22 protein-coding genes are annotated in these 20,822 nt (G+C 55.9%); 9 read left to right on the plus strand and 13 right to left on the minus strand.

Going from position 1 to position 20,822, the window contains the following annotated elements; genetic code table 11:
• The first annotated feature begins 42 nt into the window (after positions 1-42).
• Positions 43-774: a bifunctional 2-polyprenyl-6-hydroxyphenol methylase/3-demethylubiquinol 3-O-methyltransferase UbiG gene (gene ubiG / locus EV680_RS09025; protein ID WP_132954415.1), complete on the plus strand. Its 732-nt coding sequence runs from the start codon at positions 43-45 to the stop codon at positions 772-774.
• Between the two features lie 513 nt (positions 775-1,287).
• Here ubiG and pyk read toward each other — a convergent pair.
• Together pyk and EV680_RS09035 are read right to left on the minus strand one after the other, a co-directional pair.
• Positions 1,288-2,754, minus strand: a complete 1,467-nt coding sequence (gene pyk, locus EV680_RS09030; protein ID WP_132954416.1) for a pyruvate kinase — start codon at positions 2,752-2,754, stop codon at positions 1,288-1,290.
• A 143-nt stretch (positions 2,755-2,897) separates the two neighbouring features.
• Positions 2,898-3,446 (minus strand): gamma carbonic anhydrase family protein, encoded by a 549-nt coding sequence (locus EV680_RS09035; protein WP_132954417.1) that lies wholly within the window; start codon positions 3,444-3,446, stop codon positions 2,898-2,900.
• A 129-nt stretch (positions 3,447-3,575) separates the two neighbouring features.
• On the opposite strand from EV680_RS09035, the gene argE reads away from it, so the two are divergent.
• Entirely contained in the window at positions 3,576-4,733 is a 1,158-nt protein-coding gene (argE, locus tag EV680_RS09040; protein WP_132954418.1) for an acetylornithine deacetylase, read from the plus strand.
• 225 nt (positions 4,734-4,958) lie between these two features.
• On the opposite strand, the gene EV680_RS09045 is transcribed toward argE, so the two are convergent.
• The 7 genes from EV680_RS09045 to EV680_RS09075 form a co-directional block, all read right to left on the minus strand.
• On the minus strand, positions 4,959-5,753 hold the full coding sequence (locus EV680_RS09045; RefSeq protein WP_132954419.1) for a thiazole synthase: 795 nt from the start codon (positions 5,751-5,753) through the stop codon (positions 4,959-4,961).
• A 147-nt stretch (positions 5,754-5,900) separates the two neighbouring features.
• On the minus strand, positions 5,901-6,308 hold the full coding sequence (locus EV680_RS09050; protein WP_132954420.1) for a GFA family protein: 408 nt from the start codon (positions 6,306-6,308) through the stop codon (positions 5,901-5,903).
• A 26-nt stretch (positions 6,309-6,334) separates the two neighbouring features.
• Entirely contained in the window at positions 6,335-6,529 is a 195-nt protein-coding gene (gene thiS, locus EV680_RS09055) for a sulfur carrier protein ThiS (RefSeq protein ID WP_132954421.1), read from the minus strand.
• Positions 6,530-6,585: 56 nt separating this feature from the next.
• Entirely contained in the window at positions 6,586-7,686 is a 1,101-nt protein-coding gene (locus EV680_RS09060) for an FAD-dependent oxidoreductase (RefSeq protein WP_132954422.1), read from the minus strand.
• A gap of 125 nt (positions 7,687-7,811) precedes the next feature.
• Positions 7,812-8,981 carry an FUSC family protein gene (locus EV680_RS09065; RefSeq protein WP_132954423.1) on the minus strand — a complete coding sequence of 390 codons (1,170 nt, stop codon included), beginning with the start codon at positions 8,979-8,981 and terminating at the stop codon, positions 7,812-7,814.
• Between the two features lie 116 nt (positions 8,982-9,097).
• Positions 9,098-9,385, minus strand: coding sequence for a hypothetical protein (locus EV680_RS09070; RefSeq protein WP_132954424.1), 288 nt, complete (start codon positions 9,383-9,385; stop codon positions 9,098-9,100).
• Positions 9,386-9,414: 29 nt separating this feature from the next.
• Complete coding sequence (locus tag EV680_RS09075; protein WP_132954425.1) at positions 9,415-10,821, minus strand: cryptochrome/photolyase family protein; 1,407 nt, start codon at positions 10,819-10,821, stop codon at positions 9,415-9,417.
• A 238-nt stretch (positions 10,822-11,059) separates the two neighbouring features.
• On the opposite strand from EV680_RS09075, the gene EV680_RS09080 reads away from it, so the two are divergent.
• Both EV680_RS09080 and EV680_RS09085 read left to right on the plus strand, forming a co-directional pair.
• Complete coding sequence (locus EV680_RS09080) at positions 11,060-11,503, plus strand: YiiD C-terminal domain-containing protein (protein ID WP_132954426.1); 444 nt, start codon at positions 11,060-11,062, stop codon at positions 11,501-11,503.
• Between the two features lie 140 nt (positions 11,504-11,643).
• Entirely contained in the window at positions 11,644-12,477 is an 834-nt protein-coding gene (locus EV680_RS09085) for a factor H binding protein domain-containing protein (protein ID WP_132954427.1), read from the plus strand.
• 572 nt (positions 12,478-13,049) lie between these two features.
• Here the strand turns inward: EV680_RS09085 and EV680_RS09090 are convergent.
• A complete protein-coding gene (locus EV680_RS09090) occupies positions 13,050-13,916 on the minus strand; it encodes a Rossmann-like and DUF2520 domain-containing protein (RefSeq protein WP_132954428.1) in 867 nt (288 codons plus the stop codon).
• An 81-nt stretch (positions 13,917-13,997) separates the two neighbouring features.
• On the opposite strand from EV680_RS09090, the gene minC reads away from it, so the two are divergent.
• The 4 genes from minC to EV680_RS09110 all read left to right on the plus strand — a co-directional run bounded on the left by minC (position 13,998) and on the right by EV680_RS09110 (position 16,854).
• Entirely contained in the window at positions 13,998-14,714 is a 717-nt protein-coding gene (minC, locus tag EV680_RS09095) for a septum site-determining protein MinC (protein ID WP_132954429.1), read from the plus strand.
• 135 nt (positions 14,715-14,849) lie between these two features.
• Complete coding sequence (gene minD / locus EV680_RS09100; protein ID WP_132954430.1) at positions 14,850-15,662, plus strand: septum site-determining protein MinD; 813 nt, start codon at positions 14,850-14,852, stop codon at positions 15,660-15,662.
• Between the two features lie 3 nt (positions 15,663-15,665).
• Positions 15,666-15,929: a cell division topological specificity factor MinE gene (gene minE / locus EV680_RS09105; protein ID WP_132954431.1), complete on the plus strand. Its 264-nt coding sequence runs from the start codon at positions 15,666-15,668 to the stop codon at positions 15,927-15,929.
• Between the two features lie 4 nt (positions 15,930-15,933).
• A complete protein-coding gene (locus EV680_RS09110) occupies positions 15,934-16,854 on the plus strand; it encodes a hydrogen peroxide-inducible genes activator (protein WP_132954432.1) in 921 nt (306 codons plus the stop codon).
• A 399-nt stretch (positions 16,855-17,253) separates the two neighbouring features.
• Here EV680_RS09110 and EV680_RS09115 read toward each other — a convergent pair whose 3' ends face one another.
• The 3 genes from EV680_RS09115 to EV680_RS09125 all read right to left on the minus strand — a co-directional run bounded on the left by EV680_RS09115 (position 17,254) and on the right by EV680_RS09125 (position 20,002).
• Positions 17,254-18,222 (minus strand): TerC family protein, encoded by a 969-nt coding sequence (locus EV680_RS09115; protein ID WP_132954433.1) that lies wholly within the window; start codon positions 18,220-18,222, stop codon positions 17,254-17,256.
• Between the two features lie 267 nt (positions 18,223-18,489).
• A complete protein-coding gene (locus EV680_RS09120) occupies positions 18,490-19,359 on the minus strand; it encodes a helix-turn-helix domain-containing protein (protein WP_165870931.1) in 870 nt (289 codons plus the stop codon).
• 196 nt (positions 19,360-19,555) lie between these two features.
• Positions 19,556-20,002, minus strand: coding sequence for a CopD family copper resistance protein (locus EV680_RS09125; RefSeq protein WP_132954435.1), 447 nt, complete (start codon positions 20,000-20,002; stop codon positions 19,556-19,558).
• Positions 20,003-20,148: 146 nt separating this feature from the next.
• On the opposite strand from EV680_RS09125, the gene EV680_RS09130 reads away from it, so the two are divergent.
• Entirely contained in the window at positions 20,149-20,352 is a 204-nt protein-coding gene (locus EV680_RS09130; RefSeq protein WP_132954436.1) for a glycine zipper 2TM domain-containing protein, read from the plus strand.
• Positions 20,353-20,822: the final 470 nt, after the last annotated feature.

Here is a 20,822-nt window from a genome sequence, read left to right on the forward strand (position 1 = left end):
AAATCCAGTAAAATAGCCCTCTAAACCAACCGGACAAATATAATGAGCAAGCCCACCTCAGCCCCGCACAATGTCGACGCGGGCGAAATCGACAAATTCAGCCAGCTGGCCCACAAATGGTGGGATGAAACCAGCGAATTCAAACCCTTGCACGATATCAACCCGCTGCGCTTGGGCTATATCGACCAATATGGCCGCATCGGCGGCAAAACCGTGCTCGATGTGGGTTGCGGCGGCGGCATTCTCACCGAAAGCATGGCCAAGCTCGGCGCCGCACACGCCACCGGCATCGATATGGCTGAAAAATCGCTGAAAATCGCCAAACTGCATGCGCTCGACCAAGGTGTAAGCAATGTGGCCTACCGCTGCATCCGCGTAGAAGATTTGGCCGCCGAAGCACCGCACAGCTTCGATGTGGTGACCTGCATGGAAATGATGGAACATGTGCCCGACCCCGCCGCCATCGTGGCCGCCTGCGCCCGTCTGGTGAAGCCTGATGGCACGGTGTTTTTTTCCACCATCAACCGCAACCCGAAATCTTATCTGCACGCCATTGTGGGCGCGGAATATCTGTTGGGGCTGGTGCCGCGCGGCACGCACGATTGGCAGAAATTCATCACCCCGGCCGAGCTCGCGCGCATGTGCCGCAACGCCGGCCTGGAAATCATCGGCAGCAAAGGCATGGTTTACAACCCGCTGAGCAAGGTTTACAGCCTCAGCGACAATGTGGATGTGAATTATATGGTGGTGTGCCGCCCGGCCGCAGCTGTGTGATGCACGCGTAGAAATGATTGACCGCATGAGCAGAGGGCTTCAGACGGCCTTTGGGCATAGGCGCACACGCATGTAATCCATAGTGAAATGCATAAAAAGCTACACAAAACTGCATTCTGAAACGGCGTAGGTTGGGTTGATAAACCCAACGTTTCATACCAATTCAAAAAAATAACCTTACCAAATAAAAATAGTTCGGCAGCATCATCCGCGTAGGTCGGATTCTTGAATCCGACGTTTGGCCAACGGCCAAAGCGATGTGCGTGCCTTGTTCTGCGAACAAGTGTCGGATTCGAGAATCCGACCTACAGGCTGCCCGTTTGTATATTATTTTTTCGAATTGGTATCAGACGGACTGTGGGCTTGTTGGGTTTACAACCCAAGCTACGCGGATGATGCTGTCGAACTATTTTTATTTGGTAAGGTTATTTTTTAGAATTGCTATAAAGCCCGATAACAAAAGGCCGTCTGAAATTTCTTTCAGACGGCCTTTACTATGCAAATCTACTGCTTTTAGCGTACTTTCACCACTTGCAGCATATCGGTGGAGCCGCTTTCGCGCATGCGCGAGCCGCTGGTGACGATGTATTGTTCGCCGCTCTTGAGCACTTTGCGCTCAACCAACATGCTTTCCACTTCGTTCAGCGCGGTGTCGTGGTCGCAGCTGGTGGCCAGCATCAGCGGGCGCACGCCGCGATACATCGCCATGCGGCGCTGGGCGGAAATGCTGGGGGTGAAGGCGTAAATCGGCAGCTGGATGCTGTGGCGGCTGATTTCGAAAGCGGTGCCGCCGCTCTCGGTGAGCGCCACGATGGCGGTGGCGTCGATAGCGCGCGCCACATGCACCGCGCCGCTGGCAATGGCCAAATTGGTGTTGACAGCCGCTTCTTGATGGCTTTCGTCCACACCGTTGAGCGAATCTTGCTCGGCTTCGGCCGCAGCGCAGATAACCGCCATTTGGCGCACGGTTTCAAAGGGGTAAGCGCCCACGGCGGTTTCGGCAGAACACATCACCGCATCGGTGCCGTCGAGCACAGCGTTGGCCACATCGCTCACTTCGGCGCGGGTGGGCACGGGGTTGGTAATCATGCTTTCCATCATTTGGGTGGCGGTGATGCTGAAGCGGCGCAATTCGCGGGCGCGCTTGATCATGCGTTTTTGCAGCGCGGGCACGGCGGCGTTGCCCACTTCCACGGCCAAATCGCCGCGGGCTACCATGATGCCGTCTGAAGCGAGAATGATTTCATCGAGGTTGGTGATGGCTTCCACGCGCTCGATTTTCGACACCAAACCAGGGCGCACGGCTTTGCTGCCCTGCATTTCCTGCTCCACCAGATTGCGGGCGATCTGCATGTCTTCGGCAGATTTCACGAAGCTCACGGCCAGGTAATCGCAGCCGATGCCGATGGCGGTTTTGAGGTCGCGGAAATCTTTTTCGGTGAGCGCGCCGGCTGAAAGGCCGCCGCCTTGTTTGTTGATGCCTTTGTTGGATTTCAATTTGTGGCTGTTTTGCACGGTGGTGTGGATTTCGCTGCCGTTGACGCTGTCTACCACCAAAGTGAGCAAGCCGTCGTCGAGCAGCAGAATGTCGCCGGCTTTCACATCGTTGGGCAGGTCGCGGTAATCGAGGCCCACCCGGTCGCGGTTGCCTTCGCCTTCATGGGCGGCATCGAGCAGCAGCTTTTCGCCGGCGAGCAATTCGACAAAGCCGTTTTCCAGCTTGCCGACGCGGATTTTCGGGCCTTGCAAATCGGCCATAATCGCCACTTCGCGGCCGGCTTTTTTGGCCGCTTCGCGCACGATGCGGGCGTTTTCCTGATGGAATTCGGCGGTGCCGTGGCTGAAGTTGAAACGCACCACGTTGAGGCCGCCAACGCGGATCATGTCTTCGAGCAGCTCCACATTGTTGCTGCCGGGGCCCAGTGTGGCCACGATTTTGGTGTTGTGACGGATGCGGGTCAAGTCGCGTTTGGTGCTCATTGCGGCGTTCCTTTCAATCTTTTGCGAGGGTTTTCAGAATGGCGCGATTGTAACCCGATTTGATTACAATCGTTGGAAAATTACAGTTTTTTATGATTTAAACCAAGTTTTCAGACGGCCTGCGCTGATTTGGTAATATTATTTCAATCTGCTGCCATTCCGGCGCTCTTCCTATGGTTGGCAGCCACCCGCATATAATGTTGCGCCGAATACACCAAAAAGGCTTTTTCTTCTTCGGTGAGCGGCCGCACCTGCTTCACCGGCACGCCCACATATAAATAGCCGCTTTGTAGGCGCTTGCGTGGCGGCACCAGGCTGCAGGCGCCTATCATCACATCGTCTTCAATCACCACGTCATCCATAATGGTGCTGTCCATGCCCACCAACACGCGGTTGCCGATGCGGCAGCCGTGCAGCATCACTTTGTGGCCGATGGTGACATCTTCGCCGATCACCAGCGGCGAGCCTTCGGGCTTGGCTTCGTTTTTGTGCGACACATGCAGCATGCTCAAATCCTGCACATTGCTGCGCGCGCCGATGCTGATGCTGTTTACATCGCCGCGTATCACCGCAAACGGCCACACCGACACCTGCTCGGCCAGCGACACTTCGCCGATTACCACGCAGGCGGGGTCGATATAGCAGCTCTCGTCGATTTCGGGGCGGTGTTCCAGATAGGGGCGGATGTTCATCGTTTTCTCCTTGAATAGATGGCGGTGTGTTTTCAGACGGCCTTGAGGCCTGTTTTTCGCAGCATATAATACAACGATGCCGTCTGAAAAGCTTTATAATCAAAACCCTGTTTATTCCCACACCGCGCCATGAACACGATAAACCGCCTCAGCCGCCTGATTGCTTTCGACACCACCAGCCGCCATTCCAACCTCGCGCTGATACACGATTGCGCCGATTATCTCGAATCGCTCGGCCTCAAACCGTGGCTTTCGCACAATGCCGATCAGAGCAAGGCCAATCTTTTTGCCACCATTGCCGCTGCCGACGGCAGCACCGAAGGCGGCCTGATTTTGAGCGGCCACACCGACGTGGTGCCCACCGACGGCCAAGCCTGGCAATCCGATCCCTATCGCGCCGACATCCGCGAAGGCCGGCTTTACGGGCGCGGCAGCGCCGACATGAAAGGCTTTATCGCCGCCGTGCTCGCCGCCGCGCCCGCGATGGTGCAGGCTGAGTTGAAGCGCCCTTTGCACATTGCCTTGTCATACGATGAAGAAATCGGCTGCCTCGGCGCACCGGTGATGATTGCCGAATTGCAAAAGCGCGGCCTCACACCCGAGCATTGCATTGTGGGCGAGCCCACTTCGATGCGCATGGTGGTGGCGCACAAAGGCATCCACACCTTCCGCTGCGCCGTGCACGGCAAAGCCGCACATTCTTCACTCACCCCGCAAGGCGTAAATGCCATTGAATACGCGGCGAAATTAATCGTGTTTATCAACGAATTGGCAGGCCGTCTGAAAGCACGCCACGACACCGACCCCGATTACGATGTGCCCTTTTCCACCTTAAGCGTAAACACCATCGCCGGCGGCATTGCCGGCAATATCGTGCCGCAATTGTGCGAATTCGAATTCGACTACCGCAACCTGCCGCACATGAGCCCCGCCGACATCACCGCGCCGATCGAAGCCCACATCCGCGAAGTGTTGCAGCCGCAAATGCAGGCGGTGGATGCCGCCTGCCGCATCGACATGCACCACGGCGAAAACGTGCCCGCCATGCCCGAAGCCGAAGCGGCTTTGCTGCACGATTTGATTACGCAATTGGTGGAAGACTCAAGCCGTCTGAAAGTGGCTTATGCCACCGAAGGCGGTCAATTCCAGCAGGCCGGCATCGCCACCGTGATTTGCGGCCCCGGCAATATCGAGCAGGCGCACAAAGCCGATGAATTTGTCGAGCTCTCGCAATTGGCGCGTTGCGATGCGTTTTTGCACAAGCTCATTACCGCACAAAGCGTGTGATGCCGTCAGCCAAGCGTAGGTACGATTAGCTTTGTCAAAACAAAGCGTAATCGTACGCATGAAAACAAAGCCGTCTGAACCTTCTTTCAGACGGCCTCACTGTATTTCCCACATGCAAACCAATCGTAGGTACGATTAGCTTTGTGAAAACAAAGCGTAATCGTACGCATGAAAACAAGGCCGTCTGAAAAAAACTTTTCAGACGGCCTTTTACTTAAACGCTGCTCAATATTCGGCGCTGTGCCAAAACGGCTGCCCCACGGTGGGCGTGCTGGCTTGCGCCTGTTCGCGCGGCGGCACGGGGCAGGCTTGGTGGGCGAGGCGGCCGGATGCCACCGCCAGCGAAAAAGCGCGCGCCATGTCGACAGGGTTGCCAGAGCGCGACACGGCGGTGTTGAGCAGCACGGCATCATAGCCCCATTCCATCACCTGCGCGGCTTGCGAGGGCAGGCCGAGGCCGGCGTCGATAATCAGCGGGGTGTTGGGCAGGCGCTCGCGCAATACGCGCAAGGCATATTCGTGCACCACGCCCAAGCCGGTGCCGATGGGCGCGGCCCAGGGCATCAGCGCGCGGCAGCCGGCATCAAGCAGGCGGCGGCAGGCGATTAAGTCTTCAGTGCAGTAAGGCAGCACATAAAAACCGTCGTCAATCAGAATTTTGGCCGCTTCCACGAGTTGGAACACATCGGGCTGCAAGGTGTCGTCGTCGCCGATTAATTCGAGTTTGATCCAAGGTGTGTCAAACACTTCGCGCGCCATGTGGGCGGTGGCCACGGCTTCTTGCACGCTTTGGCAACCGGCGGTGTTGGGCAGAATGGGCACTTGCATTGCTTGCAGCAAATCCCAAAAACCCTGCCCGTGCGCGTGGCCGGCGGCGCTTTGGCGGCGCAGCGACACAGTAATCATGGCCGGCTCGGCCGCAGCCACCGAGCGGCGCAGAATTTCGGTGGTGGGATAGGCGGCGGTGCCCAACAGCAGGCGGTCGGAGAAGGTTTGGTTATAAAGGGTGAGCGGGTTCATTTAGGGCTTTCATGGCAATTCAAAAATAATCCGACGGGCGGCTTACGTTTTTGAAGGGCTTTCATACCAATTCAAAAAAGTAAGCTAACAAGGCGGCGAGCCGCAGACAGTACAGATAGTACGGCAAGGCGAAACAACGAAGTTAGGTTATTTTTTTGGATTGGTATCAGACGGCCATTGCGGATGGCGCGGCAAGTCGGGATGATCTTGCGTCCACGGGCAATCGTGTTCGGTCCAGATGTGGTAGGCCGGCCGGATGCCGGGGTCGGCGTGCAGAGTGGTCACACGCAAGGCGATGTGGGGCAGGCTGGCGCGGTCGCTCAATAAGGGTGTGCCGCACACGGCGCAGAAGCGGCGGTATTTGCCGGGGCTGGATTCATAAGCGCTCAGCTTGTCGGCGCCGGCGAGCCAGCGGAAATGCTCGCGCTTCACCGCGCCGCCCGCGATATAAGGCGCACCTTGCGCCACTTGGCAGGTGCGGCAGTGGCACAATTGGATAAACTGGATTTCGTCGGCTTCATATTGCACCGCACCGCACAAGCAGCTTCCCATCATGGTAGATTCCTTGTTTTCAGACGGCCTCAACCGCCCACCACCGGACGCACGATATCCACTTGGTCGCCCGCTTGCAGCAGATGGCCGCTGTATTGTGTTTTGGGCACGAAACGGGTGTTCACCGCCACGGCAAACGGCGCAGGCGGCATTTGCGCGGCAATCAGCTCGGCCACGGTTTGGCCGTGAAATTCGAAGGATTCGCCGTTGAGGCTGATGTTCATGCTGCGCTCCTGTGGATAGTGGAAACAGGCCGTCAAACAGCGGCGGCCAAGCTATTTTAAAGAAAAGTATAAACCAAACCGCTTGGCCGGTCTTGCACGCTTGGTGTTTCGTGGCGCAGCAAGGCCGTGAGCAGGCGCACGGCGGCAGCGGTAACAGCGGGCGCAATCATAAAGCCGTGCCGGAAAAGGCCGTTGATTTCAATCAGGTTTCGGTTTTGATGCCAGCGGATTTCGGGATTGTGGTGGTTGAGCGTGGGGCGCAAGTTGGCGGCCAGCTCGAGAATATCCGCTTCGCCAAACGCAGGATGCACGGCATAAAGCGCCGAGAGCAGCTCCAGCCCCGAGCGCACGCTCACGGGCGCGCTGTTTTCGCTCTCGATTTGGGTGGCGCCCACCACGAAAATGTGATCGGGCTTGGGCGCGATATAAAGTGGATAACGCGGGTGCAGCAGGCGCACGGGGCGGTTGAGGCAGATTTCGGGCGCATACACCCGCGCCACTTCGCCGCGCACGCCGCGCAGGCGGCTGCCCGCTGCGGCTTCAGACGGCCTGTTCCAATCGCTTTGTGCGCCGGTGCCGCGGCAATCGATGAGCCAGTCGAATTGCGCTTGCAAATCGTCGGCTTCAGCGCCGCTGTGCCAATGGCAGGCCGCGCCGGCTTGCTCGAGCGCGTCGGCCAGCGCCAACAGCACTTGGCGGTTGTCGAGCTGGCCTTCTTCCGGCAGGTATAAGGCCGTCTGAAAGCGGCCGGCAAGCTGCGGCTCCTGCGCGGCGATGTGGGCGGCCTGCCAATGCTCGGCGGCATCGGCGCGGCCGGTGGCACGGTGCAGATGTTGCTCGAATTGCACCGCCAGGGGCTTGTCTTGCCGGTGCCACACCATCAGGCTGCCGGCCTGCTGCATAAACACGGAGGTGCTGAAGCGGCGCACCAGCGCCTGCCACATCGGCAGGCTTTGCCGCCCCAGCGCCACCACTTGCGCCGTGGCTTCCACCGATTCGGCCAAAGGAGCCAGCATGGCGGCGGCGATATAGGCGGCCGATTGCTCGCCGGCGCGGGATGCACGGTCGAACAAGGCCGTCTGAAAGCCTTGCTCGGCCAGCTGCAAAGCGGTGAGTCGGCCGACAAGGCCGCCGCCGATTATGGCGATACGGGGCATGAGCTATCCTTTCATACCGATTCTTGTTCCCATTCAAAAACAACCTGACTGCCTTGTCGCGCCTTGCCATGTTTTCTGCACTGTCGCCGGCTTCCGCCTTGCAAGCTTACTTTTTTGAATGGGGATTATTGGGGCGGCGCTTCGACTGCCGGCGGTTTTTCCGCTATGTCCAATTGCTGGTGCTGGCGGGTGAGGTGCTGGTGCAGCTTGCGCCATTCGCCGGGCTCCAGCCATTTGCTGCGGCTGCGGTGCAACATCATCACCAGATTGGCCAGCTCGACTCGAATGTTGATGCTCAGCCAAACAAAACCCTGCCATTCAAACGGCAGCCGGTGCGCCAGCGCGCGCAGGCGCGGATCGATGCGGGTGTCGATGCGGATGCGGCGGGCGTAGCGGCCTTTGAGCAGGCGCGCGGTGTGGCGTAATTCTTGTTGCAGGCCGATAAAGTGCTGATGCAGCAAGGCTTCGTCGCTCTCGCTGATTTCAGGGCGCGGCAGCTTGGGCACGGCATGCAGCAGCAAATCGATGCTGCTGACGATTTTGCGGTGGGTGTGCTGCATGGTTTCCATCACATTGATGCTGATGCGGCTCTCTTGCGCGGTGGCGGCCAAGTGGCTGCGGCTTTTCACCAAACGGTGATTGATTAATTGCATGTCTTTTTGCAGGCTGCGCCAGCGCCGGCGGCCCATGTATTCACCGTTGCTGATTTCGGCAATCAGGCGGCTGCTGTCGATAAGGTTGTCGGCCAGCAAAAAGCGCCACATCAGGGTGGATTTGAGCGGCATCAGCTTGGCCGCACCGATGGCGATGGCGGCGCCGAGCAACACATTAAGCGCGCGCATCAGCCCGTCGCTGAGCCATTCGCTGCCTTGGTCGCCGATAAGCATACACATGGTGAGGCCGGCGAGCATGGGCATATAGCCGTATTTGCCCACCGCCGCCCAGCCGGCCAGCGCACTGAGCAGGCCGATTAAAATGAAATAAAGCCCGTTGTTGTGCAGATAATGTTGGTTGAGCCACAAAAGCAGCAAACCTGCACCCAAACCGATAATGGTGCCTATCATGCGCTCGGCCGCTTTGGAATAAATCGCACCTTGAAATTGCAGCATGCCCAACACCACAAACACGGTGATGGCCACCCATTCGCCGTGCGCAAGCTGCAAAAGTCGCGCCAGCAGCGTGGCGGCAATCACCGCCAAGCCGAGGCGGACGGCATGAATCAGGCGGCTGTATTGATAGCGCTTATAAGGGTTGAACCAGCGCTCGCGGGCGGCCTGCAAATAAGGATGGGGCATAGCGTTTCGGGTTTCAGACGGCATGGGTTAAAAAGCGGGCGGCGCTTATGGTAAACCATTACGGCAGCGCTTTTTTGTTTTGCATCAAAAGCTTGGTGAACGTTGCGCACATTCTTTCAGACGGCCTGATGATACAGCCGCGACATCAACACCAGCGGCAGGCCGATCTGCCACAGCATTAAAAGCAGACATTGCACCGTGGTGCCGCTTTGGCGCAGGCGCAAGGCCAGCAGCACGGCGGCCATTGCCACCAGCGCGCCGAAAAAAAGCAGCAACACCGCCGCAAAAGCGGCCATATCCTGCTGCGGCCAATAGCGCCACAAAAGCAGGCTGCCGGCAAAAGCGGTGAGCGCGGCCAAGTTGCGGTAAGGCGCGGGTTGCAGCCAATAAGGAGAAGCATTCATAAACAATACCTGATGAGTGTTTCAAGTTTTCAGACGGCTCGGTAAAAAGCCAGCGCTTTTTCTCTTTGCAGCGCGTGGTTGACGATGGGCGCGGGGTAGCCGTGGGTGTCGATATCGTGTTTGGCGAGCCAAGGGGCGTGTATCACCTCTTTGCCCAAATGCGCCAGCTCAGGCACATGGCGGCGGATAAACGTGCCGTCGGGATCGTATTTTTGCGACTGGATCACCGGGTTGAAAATGCGGAAATAAGGCTGCGCATCACAGCCGGTGCCCGCTGCCCATTGCCAGCCGCCGTTGTTGGCGGCCAAGTCGAAATCCAAAAGCTGCGCCGCAAACCAAGCCTCGCCCAAGCGCCAATCAGTCAGCAAATCTTTGCTTAAAAAACCGGCGCAAAGCATGCGCAGGCGGTTGTGCATTTGGCCGCTGTGTTTGAGCTGGCGCATGGCCGCATCAATAATCGGATAGCCTGTTTGCCCCGCTTGCCAGCGCGCCAGATATTCGGGTTGATTCGGCCAAGGCAGTGCGCGATATTCCGGCCGCCAGCTTTCCCGCACCACATTGGGATGATGGTAGAGAAACTGCTGGTAAAACTCGCGCCACACCAGCTCGTTGAGCCAGGCCGCCGCGCCTTCGTTGTCGGCCTGGCGCGCCAGCTGCACCAAATGGCGGATGGAAAGCAGGCCGAAGCGCAAATAAACCGAAAGCTGCGAAGTGCTTTTTTGCGCCGGAAAATCGCGCTTGAGGTGATATTGACCCAGCTGCGGCAGAAAATCGCCCAGCTGCTTTTGCGCCGCAGCTTCGCCGCCCGCGAGCGGCAGCGCTTGGCGCACAAAGCCCAAATCGGCCAAGGCAGGCAGGCGCGGCGCGGCGCGTGCGGCGGCGGGCAGCTGCGTTTGCAAAGCCGCTAGCGCCGCCCAATCATCGGCAGGCTGCCAGCCGGCATAGCGCTGCGCCATCGTGTGCAGCCAGGCTTTTTTATAGGGGGTGAACACGCTGTAAGGCCGCCCCTGCTGCGTCATTACCTCGGCCTTGGCCAGCATCACCTGATCGGTTACGCGCACAAGCGCACGGCCATCGGCATCGAGCGCGCGCCACACCTGATTGTCGCGCGCAATCGCTTGCGGCTCGTAATCTTCGGCGCACACCACCGCGGCTGCATTGAGCTGCGCGGCCAATGCGGGCAGCGCCTCTGCCGCGCGGCCGTGCAACACCCACAACGGCACGTTTTTGGCGTGCAAAGCCGCCTGCATTTCGCTGATGCTCTCGTGAATAAAGCTCAAGCGCCTATCATCGGCAGGCAAGTCATCAATAATATCGCGGTCAAACACAAACACCGCCGCCAGCGGCCGGCCAAGGCGGATGGCGGTTTGCAGGGCGGTGTGGTCAAACAGGCGCAAATCGCGGCGCAACCACACCAAAGTGATGGGCAAACTCATAAACTTCAGGCCGTCTGAAAGAAGCGCTTATTGTAGCGCCGATGCAGCTTGTGCGCCATGCGGCTTTCAGACGGCCTGCAAGATAGGCTATATTTAGAAACGATAGCAATAACACCCATTCAAAAAAAGTAAGCTAACAAGGCGGCGAGCCTGCGACAGTACAACGAGTCCGGCAAGGCGAGGCAACGAAATTAGGTTATTTTTTTGGATGGGCATAACCCGCCACTCAGGAGCCGCCATGTCCCCCAACGAGCTGCAAGCCTTTTTGCATCAAAATATTCCCGCCAGCGCCGCACTGGGCATACGCGTGAACGAAAGCGCGCCCGAGCAGGTGATTTTGTGCGCACCGATTGCGCGCAACTGCAACCACCACCACACCGTGTTTGGCGGCAGCATCGCGCTTTTGGCCACTTTGTGCGGCTGGTCGCTGGTACATTTGCGCTATCCCGAAAGCGGCGGACGCATTGTGATTCAAGAGAGCAACATCCGCTACCTCAAGCCCGCCCCCGCCGATTTGAGCGCCGTGTGCACACCCGACGACAACACCGCTTGGGCCGCTTGCACACAAGCCTTGGCGCAGCGCGGCAAAGGACGCATCACCCTGACCTGCCGCTTATACAGCAAGGGCGTTTTGGCGGCGGAATTTGAGGGCAAATATGTGGTGTTTGCCAAAGAAACTTAAAAGCAGCAATGCCGGCAAGGCTGGTAAATAATGTTATAATTTCCCTGCAAAAACAGGTTAAACATTCAAATTTATTCACCCTTTGTGACGTAAAGCATAAACCCATTCAATCATTCAATTGAATCAACTAAGGAAACATTATGTCCCGTTTATCCATTATGCCGGCCGCAACCATCATTTTTGCCCTTGCCGCCTGTGGTGGCGGGGGCGGCAGCTCAGGGCTCTCCAGCGGTGCCACCCCCACGCCCGACAACCCGTCTGCCGGCGGCAACGGCTACCGCTATGTACAAATACCGAATGACGATAATGATTACCGCCTTGAAATCAAGGGGAAAAGCTATCGTGGCGGTGATAAAGTTGATATTTCCGCTTATCCGCAAGGGCTGTCGGTTGAGCCGTTTAAATCCAGCAGCATTGTGTACAAAGACAGCAATGGCGATTACCGCGAATCGCTTGATGGCAATATTCATCTTTATAAACAAGCCTATTCTGTCGTATTGGGGAGTTACATACGCAATCTATCTGATCAGAACAACCCCACCTGGACTAAATTAGTTGATAAATTTTCCATTAGCAGCATACAAGGAGAGGCCACGCCCAGTACCGCCTTGCCAAACAGCGGAAACTACACCTACAAAGGCCAAGCTTTTAACCAAAGCGAAACCGGCGCGCTCACCTATACGGTTGATTTTTCACGCCGCCGCGGCCAAGGCAGCATCACCGGCTTATCCGAGGCAGGCACGATTACCCTCCAAAACGCCCCCATTGCGGCGATTAACGAACCGGGATTTAAAGGCATGGGCATCAGCGGCGACGCCGCTTCTGCAAAATTGGGTGCAGGAAAATACGGGCTGGGCTTTTTCGGCCCCAAAGCCAATGAAATCGCGGGCATGGTCGAGTTAACCCGCCCCGGCAATCCGGGTTCGACAACAGCAGCGCAGGATTTTGAAATCGGCTTTGGCGGGAAACGTTAAGCCCGTTTATTGAATTGATTTAAGCGCATTACAACAGGCCGTCTGAAAACGTGAAAAGGTTTTCAGACGGCCTGTTGTTTGGCAGAAGCGGTAGGGATTTACATCACATCAATTTAAATAATACCCATTCGAAAAAATAAGATAATACCAATTCAAAAAAGTAAGCTAACAAGGCGGCGAGCCGAAGACAGTACAGATAGTACGGCTAGGCGAGCCAACGCAGTTAGGTTATTTTTTTGGATTGGTATAACAAGGCGGCGAGCCTGCGACAGTACAACTAGAGTGAAATGCATAAAAAAGTGATACGGCGGGTAGGTTGGGTTGAAAACCCAACAAATCCACAAGCCCTCTGAAACGTTGGGTTTGGCAACCCAACCTACGCTGTTTCAGAATGCAGTTCGTATAACTTTTTCTTGCATTTCACTATAGTACGGCTAGGCGAGCCAACGCAGTTAGGTTATTTTTTCGAATGGATATAACCCGCCCGTAATCAATCATACGGACACGCAAAGGCCGTCTGAAAAGCTTTCAGACGGCCTCATGTCTCCCAATATCAGCCTGCCCGCACCAGCTCAATCCTGCGCCACTTCACCGCACGCCAGCACTTTTTCCACCCGCGCATACGCCTCTTCATCCAGCCGCGCCGCTGCCAATATCAAGGTTTGCCGCGCCCAAGCGACGTAAGCTTCGCGCTCGACCGCCGACAAAGCCGCCAAATGCGCGGCCACGGTGCCTTCATCACCGCGCACAATCGGCCCGGTGAGCGCGGCGGCCGGCGGCATGGCAGCCACGTTCTCTACACTTTGCCGCATCAGATTCACCACCAACTCGCGCGACAAGGCTTCGGGCAGCGCCAGCGGTTGCAGCAGGTTTTGCGCATAAGCGGCCAGCGCCACCGAAAAATTAGAAGCTGCAGAGAGCGCGGCATGATAGCGCGCTTTTTGTTCAGACGGCATCTCAAACGCCCGCAGCCCCAAAGCCGCCGCCACTTCCCGCAAGCCGGCCAAAGCCGCCGCATCGGGTGCTTCCAGCGCACACAATCGGCCGGGCAGCGTGCGCACGGCCGCCGCCACATCGGCAAAAGCAAACACCGGATGCAGGCTGCCGGTGCGCACTCCGCGCGCGGCCAACGCATCCAGCGCCGCCGCACTTTTCGCCCCGCTCAAATGCAGCGCCAACACGCCCCCGTGCAGCCACGGCAAAGCGGCCGCCTCTTGGGCAGCTGCCGCAATCGCATCATCAGGTGTGCTAATAATCAGCACATCGGCGCGCGGCAAATCGGCAATGCAAGGAACCATTCTGCCGCCGCAACAGTCTGCCCATAATGCCCGGCCGCTGCGGCTCACCACCGCCGCCAGCTTCCAGCCTTGCTGCTGCAAAAGCAGCGCGAGCGTGTGCCCCACTTTGCCTGCGCCGATGATATGAAAGGTTTTTTGCATTTCAGACGGCCTCTGTGTTGAATAGACTAGATTAACACGGTAAACTTCGCCTATTAAATTTTTTTATGGTAACAACACAGTATGAAACCGGCTTTTGAAGTGAAATCGGCGCGCTTGGATGCGCTGGCGGTGCAACTGCACACCGCCGACAGCGCAGAGCTGGAAGCCCATCTGCAACAGCGCATCGGCCAATATCAAGAGCTTTCCAGCATGCCTTTTTTGCTTGACGTGCAAGATTTCAGCCGCCCCGAAGCGCTCGATATTGCCACCGTGGCCTCCCTGTTTGCCCGCCACGGCCTGCAAATCATCGGCTTGCGCCACAGCGATGAAGCTTGGGCACCTTATGCCGCCGCAGCCCATTTGGCCTTCAGCCCCGCCGACAAAACCACCGCAGAGAGCCAGCTCAAATCCGTAATCGAGCCGCCGGCACCCGCTCCGGTGCAGGCACAGGTAATCAGCCAGCCCACCGTGTTTGTCAACACCCCCATCCGCACCGGCCAGCAAGTGTATGCCGAGAATGCCGATCTGATTGTGACCGGCATGGTCAGCGAAGGCGCGGAAATCATTGCCGACGGCAACATCCATGTTTACGGCCCCATGCGCGGGCGCGCGCTGGCCGGCGCCGCGGGCAACCGCCAGGCGCGCATTTTCATTCATTCGATGCAGGCCGAATTGGTGTCGGTGGCCGGTATCTACCGCAATTTCGAGCAAGATCTGCCGGCGCACCTGCATAAAAAACCGGTGCAGGTGTCGCTGCAAGACGAGCGTTTGGTTATCGGCGCCATCGATGCCGAATAAATAGAGTGAAATGGATAACTTAAAGTGCTACAGCGTTGCAGCGCCTTGCTGTATCTCTGCACTGCCTGCCTTGTATCACCTTCATTCTTCATTTCACTGCAATAAAGTCAATTTGAATCAGCAAAAGGAAACATCGTGGCAAAAATCATTGTAATCACCTCAGGCAAAGGCGGTGTGGGCAAAACCACCACCAGCGCCAGCATTGCAACCGGCCTCGCCTTGCGCGGCCACAAAACCGCCGTTATCGATTTCGACGTGGGCTTGCGCAACCTGGATTTGATTATGGGCTGCGAGCGCCGCGTGGTGTATGACCTGATTAACGTGATTCAGGGCGAAGCTTCGCTGAATCAGGCGCTGATTAAAGACAAACACTGCGACAACCTCTTTATTCTGCCCGCCTCGCAAACGCGCGACAAAGATGCGCTTTCGCGCGAAGGCGTAGAAAAAGTGCTCAACACCCTCACCGAAGAAATGGGCTTTGAATATGTGATTTGCGATTCGCCCGCCGGCATCGAACAAGGCGCGCTGATGGCGCTTTATTTTGCCGACGAAGCCATTGTCACCACCAACCCCGAAGTGTCGAGCGTGCGCGATTCCGACCGCATTTTGGGCATTTTGCAAAGTAAGAGCCGCAAAGCCGAACAAGGCGAAGCGGTGAAAGAATATCTGCTCATCACCCGCTATTCGCCCGAGCGCGTGGAAAAAGGCGAGATGCTCTCGGTGCAGGATATTTGCGATATTTTGCGCATTCCGCTTATCGGCGTGATTCCCGAATCGCAAAACGTGCTGCAAGCTTCCAACGCCGGCTCGCCCGTTATCCATCAAGGCGACGCCATCGCAGCCGAAGCCTATAAAGACGTGATTGCCCGCCTGCTGGGCGAAAACCGCGAAATGCGTTTCCTGGATGCCGAGAAAAAAGGCTTCTTCAAAAAGCTGTTTGGAGGTTAAGCCATGTCTTTGATTGAATTGCTGTTTGGTAAAAAACAAAAAACCGCCGAAGTGGCACGCGACCGCCTGCAAATCATCATCGCGCAAGAGCGCGTGAAAGCGCAAGCGCCCGATTATCTGCCCACGCTGCAAAAAGAATTGCTGGAAGTGTTGTCGAAATATGTGCATGTATCGCTCGACGACATCCGCATTTCCCAAGAAACGCAAGACGGTGTGGACGTGCTGGAGCTCAACATCACGCTGCCGGAAACCCAAAAAAAGGCCTGATGCCATGACGCTGACCGAATTGCGCTATATCGTGGCCGTGGCTCAGGAGCGCCATTTCGGCCGCGCCGCCCAACGCTGCTTTGTCAGCCAGCCCACGCTCTCTATCGCCATCAAAAAGCTGGAAGAAGAGCTGGCGGTGTCGTTGTTTGACCGCAGCAGTAATGAAATCATCACCACCGATGCGGGCGAGCGCATTGTGGCACAAGCCCGCCGCGTGTTGGAAGAAGCCGATCTTATCAGGCATTTGGCCACAGAAGAGCAAAACGAACTAGAAGGCCCGTTTAAGCTGGGCCTGATTTTCACCGTGGCGCCCTATCTTTTGCCCAAGCTGATTATGTCGCTGCGCAGCGAAGCGCCGAAAATGCCGCTGATGCTGGAAGAAAACTACACCGACACGCTCACCGAAATGCTCAAACGCGGCGATTTGGATGCAGTGGTGGTGGCCGAGCCTTATCAAGAGCCGGGCGTGGTCACGCTGCCTTTATACGACGAGCCGTTTTTCGTGATTGTACCCAAAGGGCATCATTTTGAAGAGCTGGATGCGGTTACGCCGCAATGCTTGGCCGAAGAGCAAGTGTTGCTGCTCACCGAGGGCAACTGCATGCGCGATCAGGTGCTCGACAGCTGCTCCGAATTGGCCTCGAAGCAAAAAATTATCGGCCTCACCAACACCTTGCAGGGCAGCTCCATCAACACCATCCGCCACATGGTGGCCAGCGGCCTGAGCATCAGCGTGTTGCCGGCCACCGCGCTCACCGAAAACGACCACATGCTCTTCAGCATTATCCCGTTTGAAGGCGCTGTGCCGCACCGCCGCGTGGTGCTGGCCTACCGCCGCAACTTCGTGCGCCCGCAAGCGCTCAGCGCCATCCGCAACGCGATTTTGTCGTCACATTTGAGCGGCGTAACCTTTATTAAAGAATAATACCCATTCAAATCAATTAACCATTATTGTATGAATGCAAAGGCCGTCTGAAAAAGTTTCAGACGGCCTTTGAAAACTTAAATCCCGTTGTTTTTATAGTGAAATGCTTAAAAAAGTGCCACAACGAGTAGGTTGGGTTGCAAACCCAACCTACGCCGCTGTGACTTGCTACGTTGTATAAGTTTTGCATTCGTTCCACTATAACGGAATGAATGAAAAACTTATACAGAAAGCGCGTGCGTGGCTGCGCCACACACCCTATACACGATTTGAAATTTCTTATTTTTGTATCCTTTTTTCTTTGATTTCACTATATCGGTACGCACGCACTTTTTCATCCAACCAAAAGGCCGTCTGAAAGCAAAAGTTTCAGACGGCCTTTTTGTCAGTCAGTAATGCTCAGCCTTGCTTTTTGCGGTTATACAACAGCGAAATGGCAATCGACACGCCCAGCGCGCCAAACACCACCGCCAGCGAGCCGGCCACCGGGATGTGCACCCATTTCATAATCAGCATTTTGATACCGATAAAGCTCAAAATAAACGCCAGCCCGTATTTCAAAAACACAAAGCGGTCGGCAACATCGGCCAACAGGAAATACATGGCCCGCAAGCCCAACACGGCGAAAATATTTGAAGTGAGCACAATAAAAGGGTCGGTAGTTACCGCAAACACAGCGGGAATGCTGTCCACCGCAAACACCACATCGCTCAGCTCCACCATCACCAACACCAGCAACAACGGCGTGGCCACGCGTTTGCCGTTTTCAATGGTGAAAAATTTCTCTTTATCGAAATTCTGACTCACGTGAATGCGTTTTTTCAGCCAATTGAGTATTTTATTGTCGGATAAATCTTCCGCATCATCATCGTGGTGGCGGAACATCTTCACGCCGGTGTAGAGCAGAAACGCACCGAAAATATACAGAATCCACTCAAATTCGCGCACCAGCGCCGCGCCGATAAAAATCATCACCGCCCGCAGCACAATCGCGCCGAGCACACCATAGAGCAGCACCCGGTGCTGATATTGCGGCGGCACTTTGAAATAAGAAAATATCATTAAAAACACAAAGATATTATCCACCGCCAGCGATTTTTCCAACACATAGCCGGTGAAAAATTCCAGCACTTTTTGCGAGGCCACGGCATGGCCGTAAGCCTGATTGTGCCCCAGCTCCCAATAGAGCCAGCCGCCAAACGCACACGACACGCCTACCCACACCAGGCTCCAAATCAGCGCCTCTTTCACGCTCACTTTGTGCACGCCGGTTTTCTTGAGCGACAACATATCGATGCCGATCATCACCAAAATGGCAATAAAAAACACGCCGTAAAATAACGGCGAGCCTACGGAAGCATGTTCCATTCAGGTTCCTTGATTATCAGTTGCTTAGCCGCGCATTGTAGCATATCCGTTTTACAAACCGAAACCAGGCCGTCTGAAGCTTTCATGCCCATTCAAAAAAGTAAGCTTACAAGGTGGCGGGCCGCCGACAATCTTTTATTTTCCAAACATAACACTTGAAAAATAAAGCAAAGGCCGTCTGAAAGGTTTTCAGACGGCCTTTGTGCATATCATATTTAGAATAGCTTATTTATTTGAATAGGAATGAAAGCTTCAGACGGCCTTGATTCAATCGGCAGCCGACTCATGCGCCGCCACCGAAACAGCGGCATCCGCTGCATGTGCTACCGCAACTTCTTCCGCCGCCGGCGCTTTTTTCACCGGCACCGGCAGCCACACAATCAGCTGCCAGCCGCTACTGCCCTGCACGGGAAAAGCCATGCGGTTAAACGCGCGCTCGCCTTTGCCGGTGCGAAACACATAACGCATGCCCAGCTTGTGGCCGCGCTGTTGCCGCCGTTTGTGGTAAAGCCGCTCAAACACCGGGCTTTTGCCGCAGCGTTCGGCCACAAACTGCGCCACGCTTTCGTTATCCAGATAAGGTTGGATTTTATTGAAAAAGCGCCCCAGCCACAGCACCACATGTTTTTCCCAATGCAGGATAAACAGGCGGCTGTGCGGGTCGAGCAGCAGATAATCGATAAAATTGGTGTATTGCACCTGCTTGCCCAGCCAGTGGGTAAACAGGCGCGCGGCCGGTTTGTTCCAGCGCACCCGGTTCCACAAATGATCCACCACATAAGCCGGATAATCCATGCCGTCGAGCAATTTTTGCAGGTGATTTTGCAGCTGCTGTTGCGACACCTCGCTCCAATATTCCGGCTGCCAGCCCGCCTGGCGCAGCAGCCGCTCCTGCTCTTGCGTGCTGAAACACAAGATATTCAACACCCGCCGGAAAAGCTCGGTGTCGGCCGCTTTAAACTGGCCCTGCTCCAAGCGCGCCAACCAACGCGTGCTCACCCCGCTCAACACCGCCACCTCCTGCTGGCTCAAGCCGCCGCGGCGGCGGCCGGCGGCGGGCAGGCCGACATCTTGCGGCTGCAACGACAAGCGCTGCTGCCGAATGGTTTCTCCCAATTGCTTTAATAACGCCGACATAAACCACTGTTTCCTGAGCTGATTATTATTATGATGTGCCATTTTTATTTTAAAAACGGCTGCGCATTGACAACAATCTGGCCATATTAAAACATATTTACATTATCAGGAAAACCAACAAACGCAGCACCGCCGGATTAACCCTATCAAATCAAAAACCTGCCGGCTTGATTTTACCTTGATGACAGCCCGCCTTTTACCAGCTCACATAAAACATGGTTTTGGCCAGCAGCACAATCAAAATCATCTGCACCAACACCGCCGCGTGGATATATTTAGACCAAGCCGCCGTGAGTGTGCCGCGCCGCATTTTCACCACCGCAATCACAAAATGCGCCAACACGCTGAAAGCCAGCACCACTTTCAACACCAGCTGCGTGCCGAACGATGTGGCCAGCGGGTCGGCAAACACCTCCGCATAGCGATGCGCCATAAAAAGCCCCGAGCCAAACAAGCCGGCCACAATCCACGGCATCACTTTGGGCGCACGATAAGAGAGCGCTTTTTCCGCCTCGCGCCGCCCCTCGCGCGACACCCGTTTGGTGTGCAGCACCGAGAGCACCAAGGTTTCGAAAAACACGCCGCCCACAAAGGCAATCGCGCAGAACAAATGAATAATATGGGCAACGGCATAAGCACTCATCTCATTTCCTTTGCAAATTTTGACCGGAACTTTTATTAGCTTTTAAACGTCTTTACGCTCGTCAATATACGCATTTCAGGCGAAATGTGCCATACTTGAAAACATGTTGTTTTCGATAAACCACTGAAAATATCAGGAGCATTAACATGAAATCCACCATAACAAAAACCTTTGCCCTGCTGGCCATTGCCGCCACTCTGAGCGCTTGCGGCAGCATGACCACTTCTCAGCGCAACACCGCCACCGGCGCAGTGGTGGGCGGCGTGGCCGGCAACCTGCTCGGAGGCGACACCGGCTCGACCTTGGGCGGCGCTGCATTGGGCGGCGTGATTGGCAGCCAAATCAAATAAGTTTCACCTTCCGAATGAAGGCCGTCTGAAAAATGTTTCAGACGGCCTTCATAGCTTTTGCAAAACCAGATATCAGTCGCACCCGCGCAGGCGGGTGCCCAGTGCAAAGCAGCGCTTTGCTTATCTCACACTTTTCTGAAAATAATCAATTCTCTATCAAAAGACTTGATTGTTCCTGTCTTGATGTCGGCTACCTGTCAAACAACTGAAGCTGCGCTTCAGGCTGGCTCCCTGCCTGCGCAGGCGCGGCGGAAAGAGCGTTTTGAAAAGGTCTCGGCCGCTTTTGATTATTATTGAGGATATCTGTCGCATGCGTACAGTTATACCAATTCAAAAAAGTAAGCTAACAAGGCGGCGAGCCGCAGACAGTACAACTATAGTAGAATGCCTAAAAAACTTACACAAATATCATGACCTATCCACTTCATATCCGTAAAAAAATCCTGGCCGAGTTGGCGCACAGTACTTAC

Origin of the sequence: Uruburuella suis (assembly GCF_004341385.1) — a bacterium.
Lineage (GTDB): Bacteria > Pseudomonadota > Gammaproteobacteria > Burkholderiales > Neisseriaceae > Neisseria > Neisseria suis.

Bases quoted from the DNA above. Each gene is read 5' to 3' on its own strand.
- EV680_RS09045 (WP_132954419.1), bottom strand. From the start codon at position 5,753: ATGAACCCGCTCACCCTTTATAACCAAACCTTCTCCGACCGCCTGCTG.
- EV680_RS09070 (WP_132954424.1), bottom strand. From the start codon at position 9,385: ATGAATGCTTCTCCTTATTGGCTGCAACCCGCGCCTTACCGCAACTTG.
- minE (WP_132954431.1), top strand. From the start codon at position 15,666: ATGTCTTTGATTGAATTGCTGTTTGGTAAAAAACAAAAAACCGCCGAA.
- EV680_RS09120 (WP_165870931.1), bottom strand. From the start codon at position 19,359: ATGTCGGCGTTATTAAAGCAATTGGGAGAAACCATTCGGCAGCAGCGC.
- EV680_RS09115 (WP_132954433.1), bottom strand. From the start codon at position 18,222: ATGGAACATGCTTCCGTAGGCTCGCCGTTATTTTACGGCGTGTTTTTT.
- thiS (WP_132954421.1), bottom strand. From the start codon at position 6,529: ATGAACATCAGCCTCAACGGCGAATCCTTCGAATTTCACGGCCAAACC.
- argE (WP_132954418.1), top strand. From the start codon at position 3,576: ATGAACACGATAAACCGCCTCAGCCGCCTGATTGCTTTCGACACCACC.
- pyk (WP_132954416.1), bottom strand. From the start codon at position 2,754: ATGAGCACCAAACGCGACTTGACCCGCATCCGTCACAACACCAAAATC.
- EV680_RS09075 (WP_132954425.1), bottom strand. From the start codon at position 10,821: ATGAGTTTGCCCATCACTTTGGTGTGGTTGCGCCGCGATTTGCGCCTG.
- EV680_RS09085 (WP_132954427.1), top strand. From the start codon at position 11,644: ATGTCCCGTTTATCCATTATGCCGGCCGCAACCATCATTTTTGCCCTT.
- EV680_RS09125 (WP_132954435.1), bottom strand. From the start codon at position 20,002: ATGAGTGCTTATGCCGTTGCCCATATTATTCATTTGTTCTGCGCGATT.
- EV680_RS09130 (WP_132954436.1), top strand. From the start codon at position 20,149: ATGAAATCCACCATAACAAAAACCTTTGCCCTGCTGGCCATTGCCGCC.
- EV680_RS09065 (WP_132954423.1), bottom strand. From the start codon at position 8,981: ATGCCCCATCCTTATTTGCAGGCCGCCCGCGAGCGCTGGTTCAACCCT.
- EV680_RS09090 (WP_132954428.1), bottom strand. From the start codon at position 13,916: ATGCAAAAAACCTTTCATATCATCGGCGCAGGCAAAGTGGGGCACACG.
- EV680_RS09080 (WP_132954426.1), top strand. From the start codon at position 11,060: ATGTCCCCCAACGAGCTGCAAGCCTTTTTGCATCAAAATATTCCCGCC.
- EV680_RS09050 (WP_132954420.1), bottom strand. From the start codon at position 6,308: ATGATGGGAAGCTGCTTGTGCGGTGCGGTGCAATATGAAGCCGACGAA.
- EV680_RS09110 (WP_132954432.1), top strand. From the start codon at position 15,934: ATGACGCTGACCGAATTGCGCTATATCGTGGCCGTGGCTCAGGAGCGC.
- minC (WP_132954429.1), top strand. From the start codon at position 13,998: ATGAAACCGGCTTTTGAAGTGAAATCGGCGCGCTTGGATGCGCTGGCG.
- EV680_RS09035 (WP_132954417.1), bottom strand. From the start codon at position 3,446: ATGAACATCCGCCCCTATCTGGAACACCGCCCCGAAATCGACGAGAGC.
- EV680_RS09060 (WP_132954422.1), bottom strand. From the start codon at position 7,686: ATGCCCCGTATCGCCATAATCGGCGGCGGCCTTGTCGGCCGACTCACC.
- ubiG (WP_132954415.1), top strand. From the start codon at position 43: ATGAGCAAGCCCACCTCAGCCCCGCACAATGTCGACGCGGGCGAAATC.